Source organism: Mycobacterium sp. E2497, from assembly GCF_001668695.1.
Classification (GTDB): domain Bacteria; phylum Actinomycetota; class Actinomycetes; order Mycobacteriales; family Mycobacteriaceae; genus Mycobacterium.
Window position 1 is genome coordinate 23886 of sequence record NZ_LZKD01000154.1, and the last position, 11485, is coordinate 35370.

Genomic DNA, 11485 nt, shown 5'->3' on the forward strand with positions numbered 1-11485 from the left:
CCGCGCACCACGCCGCCGATCGATGGCGGAGTTTCGCGCGATGGCGCCGACGGATCCGATGACACGAGCGAGGACGACATGACTGGCATTCCGCACTATGCGATGTACATCGACGGGCGTTGGCGTGACACCGCGAGCAGGGTAGAGGTGCGCGATCCCGCGACGGATGAAGTGGTCGCGACCGTTGCCCGGGGCGACGGCACCGTGGCCGACGAGGCGCTCGCCGCGGCGAAGGCGGCACATGCCTCCGGCGTCTGGCGGCTGACGCCGCCCGCCGAACGCGCCCGCATCCTCGATGCGATCGCCGACAACCTCGCCGCGCGGCTCGACGAACTGACCGTCCTGCAGGTACGCGAAAACGGTGCGACCGCACGGTCCGCGGGTGCGTTCCTGCTGGGCTACTCGATCGCCCACCTGAAATACTTCGCCTCGTTGGCGCGCTCGTACGCGTTCGAGGAAACCGGCCCCCTGATCGAGGCGCCGACGCTGGCCGCCGGGGTGCTGCGTCGCGAACCGGTGGGCGTCTGCGCCGGCATCGTGCCGTGGAACTTCCCGTTGCTGCTGGCGGTGTGGAAGCTGGGTCCGGCGCTGGCGGCGGGCAACACGATAGTGCTCAAGCCCGACGACCAGACGCCGCTGACGCTGCTCGAATTGGCCAGGGCGGCAGACGAAGTCGGGTTGCCGGCTGGGGTGCTGAACGTCGTCACCGGGTCCGGCCCGGTGGTGGGCGCCCGGCTCGCCGAACACCCCGATGTTCGCAAGGTGGCCTTCACCGGCTCCACCGAAGTCGGCAGGACCGTGATGCGCGCCGCCGCCGACAACGTCAAGCGGGTCACCCTCGAGTTGGGCGGCAAGGGCGCGAACATCGTCTGCGCCGACGCCGATCTGGACCTGGCGGTGGACGGCACGCTGTTCGGATTCCTGCTGATGTGTGGTCAGGCCTGCGAGTCCGGGACCAGGTTGTTGCTGCACGAGTCGATTCACGACGAGTTCGTGCGACGGCTGGTAGCCCGCGCGTCGACCCTGGTCGTGGGCAACCCGATGGACCCGGCGACCGACGTCGGCCCGCTGATATCGGCCAGACAGAAGGCGCGGGTGGAGAAATACATCGCGCTCGGCCAGGAGGAGGGATGCAAGATCGCCTACCAGGGCACGGTTCCCGCCGAACCGCGCTTCGCCGATGGCCATTGGGTCGCGCCGACGATCCTGACCGGGGCCACCAACGACATGCGGGTGGCGCGGGAGGAGATCTTCGGGCCGGTGCTCGTGGTGATCAAGTGCGCGGACGACGCCGACGCGGTCGCGATCGCCAACGACAGCGAGTACGGACTGTCCGCGGGGGTGTGGAGCACGGACAACGAACGCGCGTTGGCGATTGCGCGCGAATTGGAGTCCGGCACGGTGTGGATCAACGACTGGCACATGGTCAACGCGATGTTCCCCTTCGGCGGTGTGAAGCAGAGCGGTCTGGGGCGGGAACTGGGACCCGGCGCCCTCGACGAGTACACCGAGCAGAAGTTCGTGCACGTCGACATGACCAACGACCGTGCCAAACGGGTCTACGCCGTCGTCGTGTCCGCCCCCGCGGAGGCCTGATCGATGTACCCGGCCGTCCACGCCACCAACGATCCCGATCGGCCCGCCGTCGTCCTGGCCGAGACCGGGGATGTCTTGACCTACCGGCGACTCGACGAGAATTCCGCGGCGCTCGCCCGGGTGCTGTACGACGCCGGACTTCGCCGTGGCGACGTCGTCGCACTGCTGTCCGACAACGCGGCCGAGGTCCTGGAGGTGTATTGGGCGACGCAACGATCGGGCCTGTACATCACCGCCGTCAATCACCACCTCACGGCGCAGGAGGCCGCCTACATCGTGCGTGACTCGGGTGCACGCGCGCTGATCGCCTCGGGCGCGCTGGCCGGCCTTGCGGCCGAAGTCGCCGCGCAGGCCGGGGGCCCCGGCCTGCGGCTGGCATTCGGCGGCGTCGTCCCCGGTTTCGCCTGCTACGAAAGCACTATCGCGGCGGCCGGCCCGCGCATGAGCGAGGAACCAGCCGGGGCGGTCATGCTCTACTCCTCCGGCACAACGGGTTTCCCCAAGGGGGTCAAGCCCCCGCTGCCGGCCCGCCGTATCGACGAACCGGGCGATCCGATCCTGGCCATGGCGAGCGATTTCTACGGAATCGAAGCCACCGACATCTATCTGTCCCCGGCGCCGGTCTACCATGCCGCACCCCTGCGATGGTGCGGCATGGTACAGGCGCTCGGCGGAACGGTGGTGCTGGTTAAGAAGTTCGACGCAGAAGCCACCCTGCGGTACATCGAGCGGTACCGGGTCACCGTCACCCAACTGGTTCCCACCATGTTCGTGCGGCTGCTCAGACTCGACGAGACCATCCGCTGCCGTTACGACCTGTCGAGCCTGCGGATGCTCATGCATTCCGCCGCGCCCTGCCCCGCCGATGTCAAACGGGCAATGATCGAGTGGCTCGGCCCGATGCTCTACGAGTATTACGGCTCCACCGAAGCCCACGGCCTGACGTTCATCGACTCCGAGCAATGGCTCACCCACCCGGGGTCGGTGGGACAAAGCGTGCTCGGCAGGCTGCACATCTGCGACGACGACGGAAACGAGCTACCCGTCGGCGCTGTCGGCACCGTCTACTTCGAGCGCGATCATCTGCCGTTCGAGTACGACAACGATCCCGACAAGACCGCCGCGGCCCGCCACCCGGAACATCCGTTCTGGACTACCGTCGGCGACCTCGGCTACCTCGACCCCGAGGACTTCCTGTACCTGACCGACCGAAAGTCGTTCATGATCATCTCCGGCGGGGTCAACATCTACCCGCAGGAGGTGGAGAACGCCCTGGCACCGCACCCTGCGGTGCTCGACGTCGCGGTCATCGGGGTGCCTCACCCGGAGATGGGCGAAGAAGTCAGAGCTCTCGTGCAGTTGGCGCCGGGTGTGATTGGAACTGATTGCCTGGCAAGAGCTCTCATCGACCACGTCCGCGATCGGATCGCCCACTATAAGGCGCCGCGTTCGGTCGAGTTCGTCGACGACCTGCCCCGGACCCCGACCGGCAAGCTCGCCAAACACAAGCTGCGGCAGGCGGTTACGGCCCGAAGTTAGTGCCGCTCGTCAGCTCTTCCCACTTCGCGATCTCGGTGGCGCGCGCGTCCGCAACGTGGCGGTAGATGGCCAGGGCGTCCGGGCCGAGCAGTAGGAACCCCGGGGGCTCGGGCGACTCGACCGCCGCAATGATGGCGGTGGCCGCCTTGGCCGGGTCGCCGGCCTGGTTGCCGTGCATGGTGTCGTTTTCCTTGCGCCGTTTCCCGGCGGTGGCCGCGTAGTCGTCGATGACCGTGGCCGACTGGACGAGCGAGCGCCCGGCGAAATCGGTGCGGAACGCACCGGGCTCGACGATGGTTACCGAGATGCCCAGCGGGGCAAGCTCACCGCGCAGCGCGCCGCTCATGCCCTCGATGGCGGCCTTGGCCGCGGCGTAGTAGCCGGATCCCACCGGTGTCACCGTTGCGCCGATCGAGGAGATGTTCACGATCGCGCCGCTGCGGCGTGCCCGCATGCCGGGCAGGACCGCCCTGATCATGGCGACGGTGCCGAAGAAGTGCGTCTCGAACAGGGCGCGCACGTCGGCGTCGTCGCCCTCCTCGACCGCGGCGCGGTAACCGTAACCCGCATTGTTCACCAGTACGTCGACGTGGCCGAACCGGTTGTGGGCCTGCCGCACGGCCGTGGCGACCTGTGCGGGGTCGGTGACGTCGAGGGTGGCCGCGAGCACCCGCTCGGGCGCGACCGACACCAGGTCGGTGACCTTCTCGACGTCACGTGCGGTGACGACGACGTTGTGACCGGCCCCGGCGACGGCTTCGGCGAGCGCGCGCCCGAGCCCGGTCGAGCATCCGGTGATCAGCCAAGTGGACATGCGGGCTCCTCCTCGCCGAGACGCAGTGCAGGGCTACGCCGCGGCAATTCTTCTCTTCGATCGCCGAACATAGGCCTTCCTCATCAACTATCGTCGGTCTCAAGCAATTGATCGGCACCGGTAAAGGAAACAGGCAGTGCGGACGCTAGAAGGCGTTCTGGCCAGACACCCGTTCTTCCGCGGGATGGACCCGCGCTATTTGCAGTTGGCGGTCGGTTGTGCGGCAAACCTGCGCTTCACCGCGGGTGAGTTGATCTTCCGCGAGGGCCACCCCGCTGACAGCTTCTACCTCATCCGCGAAGGCAGGATCGCGCTCGAAACCCCCGTTCTGGGACGTGGCAGCTTGACGGTGCAGACGCTCGGAGGCGGAGACATCCTTGGATGGTCGTGGTTGGTGCCGCCGTACAACTGGCGGTTCGACGGGCGCGCCGTTGAGACGACGCGCGCCATCGGTTTCGACGGCAAGTGCCTGCGCGACAAATGCGAAGAGGACCACGAACTCGGGTACGAGCTGCAGAAACGTGTGATCGCGGTTCTCGGAGAGTATCTCGATGCGACGAGGTTCCGCCTCCTGGACATCTATGCCGATGTCATTGAATAAGAGCGGACCCGCCCGGGCGGCGGTCGTCAGCCTTCGAACGCCGGGCCGTCGAAGCGGTCGCGGGTGACGAATTCGGCGACCGGCCTGCGCCGAAGCTTGGTCGGCTGGCGCACCGGTTTTCCAAGGGGCACAACCGCGGCGACCGCGTGCAGGTCCGGGATGCCCAGCAGGCGCCGGACCCGGTCCTCGGCCGCGATGGCCATGGTCGTGATGGTGCCGCCGTAACCCTCGCCGCGGGCCGCCAGCAGGATGTTCCAGATCAGCGGGTACACCGATGCGCCGCCGGCCAGGCCGACGCGGTCCAGATCCTGATCGATCGAGGCCACGACGCTCAGGTCGACGGAAACCACGAGGACCACGGGCGCTTTCGCGATGGGCGCGACGAAGGTGTCGGGGATCTCCGTTCGATCGATGACGTCCTGCGGCACGCCGCTGGGATAAATTGGGTTCCAAGGGTTCTCGCCCGCCTGCAGCTGGGCGAAGTAGCGGCGCGCCGCGGCCGTACCCAGCTCGGCGAGCGCGCGCCGGGTGTCGGGGTCGCGCACCACCGTGATGTGGGCGCCCTGGCGGTTGCCGCCGCTCGGCGCGAACCGGGCGCTGTCGAAGATGCGCCCCAGCACCTCGTCGGGCACCGGGTCGTCGGTGAATTCGCGCGCCGCGAACGTCGTTCGCATCACGTCATAGAGCTCCATGGGCCGCGTCACGCGCTCGCGGAGGCGCGGCGCTCCAGGCGGAAGGTGCGCTTGAATCCGGCCGGCTGCGTCGTCAGGGTCACTTCCACCGCCCCGCTGGGGGCGATGACGTAGCGCTCCTCGACGTCGGGGCCGTCCCGCCACCGGCCGACCGGCTGGCGCCCGAGGTCGTCGCGATCGCGCAGGGCCGGGTCGAAGGGGAAGAGGACCGGGTCATAGGGCGTGACGTCGCCGTCGGGCCGGCCGTTGACCAGGCGGCTGCACTCCACGAAGCGGAAGTGGCCGATGTTGTGCGCCGCGCGGTAGGTCCGCCTGACCACCAGCGGGGTGTGCCCGTCGGCGGGCAGGGAGACGTCCTTGCAGACGATCGGGTCGAAGACGACGCCGGCACCCGCCTCGGCCTCGCGGAAGACCCCGAAGTTGCGCGAGAAGCGTTCGGAGAGCGCAAAATCGGATTCCTTGTCGAGGAAGACGGCCAGCCCGATGGCGGTGGCCGCAAACGGGTGCGGCGAGCGCTTCACCCGCTTGTCACCGAAGGTGGTGCGCAGCATCCGGGAAACGAGCGGGAAGCTGCCGGCGCCGCCCACGACGTAGATGCCGGCCACCTCCGACCACGTCACGTCGCGGTCGCCGGCGGCCGGGTTGCGCAGCACGCGGTCGAGCAGTTGCATCGTCTTGTCGACGAGCGGCGCGCAGACCGCGTAGACGTCGTCGATCGGACAGGAGAACGGGGGCCGGTCGGTGCCGTCGACCCCGGTGAGGTCCACCAGGAAGCGGCGCGTCTGCGGCCCGACGGCCTCCTTACGCGCGGCGCACTCCTCCCGCAGCAGATCGCGGGCGGCGGCGTCCACGCCGGACAGCTGCGAGCGGGCCAGCACGAGTTCGACGATCGCCTCGTCGAAGTCGTCGCCGCCGAGGCGCTGAATGCCTTCACTGACGACGACCTCGTTCGCGTGCCCGGTCATCTTGAGCAGCGAGGCGTCGAAGGTGCCCCCGCCCAGGTCGTAGATGAGGACGTACTCCCGCTTGGCGGTGATGGTGGAGCGGTACCGGTGCGCGTACTCGAGGCTCGCCGCGGACGGCTCGTTGAGCAGCGCGACGACGTGGAAGCCCGCCGCGACGAACGCGTCCAGCGTCAGCAGCCGCTGCGCGCTCGAGGCGTTGGCCGGCACGCTGATCGCGGCCTCGATGGCTTCCCCTTGGGCGAGGCTGGCGTTGGAGTGACGCAACAGGTCGCTCTTCAGCTGCGCCAGGAAGCCGGTGAGCAGGTCGGCCAGTCGATGGCTGCGGCCGGCCAGGCTCACCTCGGTCTGGGGCCCGGCCTCGTTGAGCAGACGTTTGAACGACCGCAACACCGACCAGCCGGGGTCGTGCCGGACGGCGGCGGCCTCCGCGCCGAACCGGAGCTCCCCGTCGGCGTTGGCCGCCACCACGGACGGCCACGCGTCCACCCCATCAAAGGAGACGACGGGGTAGTTGCCCCGGTCGACGGCCGCGACGACGGTGTGTGTGGTGCCAAAGTCGATGCCGACCCTCATCGCGCAATTTTAGGACCGCGGCGGGGCCCTGAAACAAGCTTTCGGCCCGGCGCGCCGCGGCCCGGCGGGTCCTCGAGTTAACGGCCACCGGTCGCATCTTCCGATGACTTTGGCCCCTAGGCCGCCCGCACGCGGCGCGGAGACGATGACCGGACCGACGAAGATCGCGTTTTGTTTCAGGAGGCACCGTGATCGAGATGCTTCACGGCTTTCCCGACGACGTGGCCGCATTCGCGATTCATGGGCACGTGACCAAATCCGATTACGACGAGGTGCTGATACCCGCCTTCGAAGACAAACTGACCCGGCACAAGAAGGTCCGGATCTATTGCGAAATCGCGTCGGATTTAACCTTTCTCGGGCCAAGTGCGGTGTGGGCGGATTCGAGGTTCGGAGTGGACCACTACTTCGACTGGGATCGGTGCGCCGTCGTCAGTGACGCGGCATGGGTGAGGCATGTGGCGAAACTGAGCGAACTTTTCGGATTCTTGTGGCCCGGGCGGTACCGAACCTTTTCGAATGCGGAGGCAGAAAAAGCGCGCCATTGGGTTTCCGAACCCGAGGGTGGTTGCGGGGCGGCATGAAACTGCGCGACGCCATCTGTTGCTGCACGCCGATGCTGGCCGGTCTACTGGCCGGCGCGGTACTCGCCCGCACACCGGTCGCGGATGCGGACAACAAGCGGCTCAACGACGGAGTCGTCGCCAATGTCTACACGGTCCAGCACAATGCCGGTTGCACCAACGACGTGCAGATCAATCCGCAGCTGCAGCTTGCCGCGCAGTGGCACACCGACGATGTGCTCGCCAACCGCGCGCTCGACGGCGACATCGGTTCCGACGGATCGACGCCGCAGGACCGGGCGAATGGCGCGGGTTACAGGGGCGGCGTCGCCGAGACCGTGGCGATCAACCCGGCGCTGGCGATCAGCGGTCTCGAGGTGATCAACCAGTGGTTCTCCAACCCGGCCTACCTGGCGGTCATGCGGAATTGTGCCTTCACGCAGATGGGGGTGTGGTCGGAGAACAGCCTGGACCGCAGCGTCGTCGTCGCGATGTACGGCGCACCCGGCGCTCGGGCGCCGGGATGAATCTTCGTCGGCTGACCGGTCCGGCCGCGGCGGCCGTCCTACTGTGCGCCGGGCCGCCCCCCGCGCGGGCGGATGCGGTGGCCTACCTCGTCAACGTGACCGTGCGCCCGGGCTACCACTTTGCCAATGCCGACGCCGCCCTGGCGTACGGGAACGGCACTTGCGACAAGGTGCGGGCGGGGGAGCGCTATGCGCAGATCATGGCGGAGGTCAAAGGGGACTTCGGCAACTCCGACGAATATCAGGCGTCGTATCTGATCAGCCAGGCCGTCGGTGAATTGTGCCCGGCGCAGATCTGGCAGTTACGACAATCGGCTGCCGGATACGTTCCGCCCGGGCCGTGACGTTATGACGACACCGGAATATGAATCGCATTCACGCCGAGTGCGTTTGGCGCCCGGGCGGCAAACATCGCAAATTCGCCTTCGCGGATTGGGCGCTTGTCGTACGCTTCCGCACAAGCGACCCCACGGTAGGCATACGGACGTCGTGACAACGGCCATATTTCCGGGCCGCAGGAGGGGTTTGCGGTGATTTCCTCAGAGTCCGTCACCAAACCCCTGCGATCGGTCGGCGATTTCTTCGCCATGTCGCTCGACACATTCGTGGCGATGTTCAAGCTGCCCTTTCCGTGGCGCGAGTTTCTATTGCAAACCTGGTTCGTGGCCCGGGTGTCCATCATTCCGACGCTGTTGCTGACGATCCCGTTCACCGTTCTCGTCGTGTTCACCATGAACATCCTGTTGGTCGAATTCGGGGCGGCCGACTTCTCGGGCACGGGCGCCGCGACCGCCTCGGTCACCCAGATCGGGCCGGTGGTGACCGTTCTCGTGGTCGCCGGCACCGGGGCCACGGCGATGTGCGCCGACCTCGGCGCGCGTGCCATCCACGACGAACTCGACGCGCTACGCGTGATGGGCGTCGACCCGGTTCGCCGGCTCGCCGCGCCGCGGGTGCTGGCGGCCACCGTCGTCGCGGTGTCCCTGGTGTCGCTGGTCACCCTGGTGGGCATGGCCGGGTCGTTCGTCTTCTCGGTCTTCGTGCAGCACGTCACCCCGGGCGCCTTCGCCGCGGGTCTGACGCTGCTCACCCACCTGCCCGACCTCATCCTCGGCCTGGTCAAAGGCGCACTGTTCGGGATGGCGGCCGCTCTGATCGCTTGCTACAAGGGCATTTCCGTCGGCGGCGGCCCGCAGGGCGTCGGCAACGCCGTCAACGAAACCGTCGTCTACTCGTTCGTCGCGCTGTTCGTCATCAACATTGTGGCGACGGCCGTCTACTACACGGGTCCGCAATGACCGGCGACAGCGCGCTACACCAGCGATTCGACTGGCTGCCGCACGCGGCGGGCCGCGTTGCCGCCGATTGGAATCGCGTTGGCGCGCAGGTGAAGTTCTACGCGATGGCGATCGCCGAAATGCGTACGGCCTTCGCTCGTTACGGGAAGGAGATCATCCGACTGGTCGCCCAGATGAGCCTGGGCACCGGCGCGTTGGCGGTGATCGGCGGCACCGTGGTGATCGTAGGCTTCCTGACCCTGTCGACCGGCGCGGTCATCGCCGTACAGGGCTACAACCAGCTGTCCGGCATCGGCGTCGAGGCGATGACGGGATTCATCTCCGCCTACGTCAACGTACGCATCATTTCGCCCGCGGTCGCCGGCGTCGGCCTGGCCGCGACCATCGGCGCGGGCGCGACCGCGCAGTTGGGCGCGATGCGGATCGCCGACGAGATCGACGCGCTCGAGGTGATGGCGGTGCGATCCATCGCCTACCTCGTCTCCACCCGGGTGGTCGCGGGTGTGGTCGTGGTCATCCCGCTGTACTGCGTGGCGGTGGTGTGTGCGTTTCAGGCGGCGCGGTTCGGCACGACGGGCATCTACGGCCAGTCCACCGGCGTGTACGACCACTACTTCCGCACATTTCTCAATTCGACCGACCTGCTGTGGTCGTTCGTCACCGTGATCGCCGCGGCGATCGCCGTCATGCTCGTGCACACCTACTACGGCTACAACGCGTGGGGCGGCCCCGCCGGCGTGGGCCGGGCGGTCGGTCACTCGGTCCGCACTTCCCTGATCGTGCTGACGCTGATCGTGCTGGCGATCTCGCTTTCCGTACACGGCCAGTCCGGCCACTTCAACCTCTCCGGGTAGGACCATGTCGGAATCGCGCTCAGAGGGGATGCATCCCGCGTGGTGGACACTGATCTTGGCCGTCGCCACGCTCGGCACCATCGCGCTGACGTCTGCCTTCTTCTCGGGGGAGTTCAAGTCGTACGTGCCGGTGACGGTGGTATCCGACCGGGCCGGCCTGGTGATGGACCGCGGCGGCAAGGTCAAGATGCGCGGGGTGCAGGTGGGCCGGGTCGCCGAGATCCACACCGGCAAGGACAAGGTAAGCCTCAGGCTGGATCTCGACCCGAACCAGGTCCGATACATCCCCGCGAATGTGCGCGCCCGCATCAGGGCGACCACCTTCTTCAGCGCCAAATACGTCGACCTCGTGTATCCGAGCCGGCCCAGCCCGAAGCGCCTGTCGGCCGGGGCGGTGATCCCCGTCGACAACGTCGGCACCGAGGTCAACACCATGTTCGCCAACCTCGTCAAGGTGCTGGACGAGATCGACCCGGCCAAGCTGCAGGCCGTCCTGTCCGCGCTGGCCGAGGGCTTGCGCGGCCGAGGGGCAGTCATCGGCCAGGGCATCACCGACGCCGACGAGGTGCTGCGCGCGATCAATCCGCGCGCCGAAACGGTCAGGGCGGACATTCGCGCGGTCAAGGGCATCAGCGACACCTACGACCTTGCGGCACAGGATATTCTGCGGGTGCTCGACGCCGCCGGCACCACCAGCGGCACGATCGACCATGACTCGGCCGCCCTCGACGCGCTGCTCGCCGGCGCCATCGGGCTTTCCCGCAGCGGGATCAATCTTGTTGGGCCCAACAAGGACAACATCATCAGGGCGGTGAATCTGCTCGAACCGACCACCAGCCTGCTGATGAAATACAACCCCGCACTGACGTGCATGTTGGTCGGCGCGAAAACCGCCCTCGACACCGGGTACCGGGACGCGATGGGCGGCGCCAACGGATACTCGTTGATCATCGACAGCACACCGCTGTTCGGCGCGGACCAATACCGGTACCCGCAAAACCTTCCGATCGTCGGCGCCAAGGGGGGTCCCGGCGGTCAGCCGGGATGCGGATCACTGCCGGACGTCGCAGCCAATTGGCCTCTCCGCCAACTCATTACGAACACGGGATGGGGAACCGGTCTGGATATCCGGCCCAATCCCGGGATCGCGTTCCCGGGATACGCCGACTACCTGCCCGTCACCCGCGGAATCCCCGAACCACCCAGCATCCGCTATCCCGGGGGTCCCGCTCCCGGGCCGATCCCGTACCCGGGAGCGCCGCCGTATGGCGCCCCGCAATACGCCCCGGACGGAACCCCGCTCTACCCGGGTCTGCCGCCGGCGCCACCGCCGGGCGCGCCGCCCGAACCGGGGCCCCCGCCGCCCGGGTCGGAACCGCCCGTGATGCCCGCCCGCCTCGGCGAAGTATGCCGAATATTGCCTGCCCGATTTGAACAAGGGCAGCTTGTCGTAGGTCAGCGAC

The 11485-nt window shown here is 67.7% G+C and carries 12 protein-coding genes; 9 read left to right on the forward strand and 3 right to left on the reverse strand.

Annotated features, from left to right (window positions below; translation table 11 throughout):
- Positions 1-78 precede the first annotated feature (78 nt).
- Together A5713_RS14250 and A5713_RS14255 are read left to right on the forward strand one after the other, a co-directional pair.
- Positions 79-1596 carry an aldehyde dehydrogenase gene (locus A5713_RS14250; protein ID WP_068096384.1) on the forward strand — a complete coding sequence of 506 codons (1518 nt, stop codon included), beginning with the start codon at positions 79-81 and terminating at the stop codon, positions 1594-1596.
- Positions 1597-1599: 3 nt separating this feature from the next.
- On the forward strand, positions 1600-3135 hold the full coding sequence (locus tag A5713_RS14255; RefSeq protein ID WP_068096386.1) for an AMP-binding protein: 1536 nt from the start codon (positions 1600-1602) through the stop codon (positions 3133-3135).
- Here the strand turns inward: A5713_RS14255 and A5713_RS14260 are convergent.
- Entirely contained in the window at positions 3119-3949 is an 831-nt protein-coding gene (locus tag A5713_RS14260; protein ID WP_067927984.1) for an oxidoreductase, read from the reverse strand. The two genes, A5713_RS14255 and A5713_RS14260, sit on opposite strands and share 17 nt — an antisense overlap.
- Before the next feature lie 136 nt (positions 3950-4085).
- Here A5713_RS14260 and A5713_RS14265 point away from each other — a divergent pair, with 136 nt between their 5' ends.
- Positions 4086-4550 carry a cyclic nucleotide-binding domain-containing protein gene (locus A5713_RS14265; protein WP_068096390.1) on the forward strand — a complete coding sequence of 155 codons (465 nt, stop codon included), beginning with the start codon at positions 4086-4088 and terminating at the stop codon, positions 4548-4550.
- A 26-nt stretch (positions 4551-4576) separates the two neighbouring features.
- Here A5713_RS14265 and A5713_RS14270 read toward each other — a convergent pair whose 3' ends face one another.
- Together A5713_RS14270 and A5713_RS14275 are read right to left on the reverse strand one after the other, a co-directional pair.
- Positions 4577-5242: a nitroreductase family protein gene (locus tag A5713_RS14270; RefSeq protein ID WP_068096392.1), complete on the reverse strand. Its 666-nt coding sequence runs from the start codon at positions 5240-5242 to the stop codon at positions 4577-4579.
- A gap of 8 nt (positions 5243-5250) precedes the next feature.
- The gene (locus A5713_RS14275; RefSeq protein ID WP_068096394.1) at positions 5251-6780 is read right to left on the reverse strand and encodes an Hsp70 family protein; all 1530 of its coding nucleotides are present in this window, start codon (positions 6778-6780) and stop codon (positions 5251-5253) included.
- Between the two features lie 197 nt (positions 6781-6977).
- Between A5713_RS14275 and A5713_RS14280 the strand changes: the two genes are divergently transcribed.
- The 6 genes from A5713_RS14280 to A5713_RS14305 form a co-directional block, all read left to right on the forward strand.
- Positions 6978-7364: an STAS/SEC14 domain-containing protein gene (locus A5713_RS14280; protein ID WP_231980407.1), complete on the forward strand. Its 387-nt coding sequence runs from the start codon at positions 6978-6980 to the stop codon at positions 7362-7364.
- A complete protein-coding gene (locus A5713_RS14285; RefSeq protein ID WP_068096402.1) occupies positions 7361-7870 on the forward strand; it encodes a CAP domain-containing protein in 510 nt (169 codons plus the stop codon). The genes A5713_RS14280 and A5713_RS14285 overlap by 4 nt, the downstream gene beginning before the upstream one ends.
- Entirely contained in the window at positions 7867-8214 is a 348-nt protein-coding gene (locus A5713_RS14290; protein WP_068096404.1) for a DUF732 domain-containing protein, read from the forward strand. Before A5713_RS14285 ends, A5713_RS14290 begins: the two co-directional genes overlap by 4 nt.
- Positions 8215-8457: 243 nt before the next feature.
- Positions 8458-9168 (forward strand): MlaE family ABC transporter permease, encoded by a 711-nt coding sequence (locus tag A5713_RS14295; protein ID WP_369804457.1) that lies wholly within the window; start codon positions 8458-8460, stop codon positions 9166-9168.
- The gene (locus A5713_RS14300) at positions 9165-10022 is read left to right on the forward strand and encodes an ABC transporter permease (RefSeq protein WP_068096408.1); all 858 of its coding nucleotides are present in this window, start codon (positions 9165-9167) and stop codon (positions 10020-10022) included. Before A5713_RS14295 ends, A5713_RS14300 begins: the two co-directional genes overlap by 4 nt.
- Before the next feature lie 4 nt (positions 10023-10026).
- Positions 10027-11485: MCE family protein (locus A5713_RS14305; RefSeq protein ID WP_082972950.1), on the forward strand; the 1459-nt coding region annotated here is incomplete at its 3' end.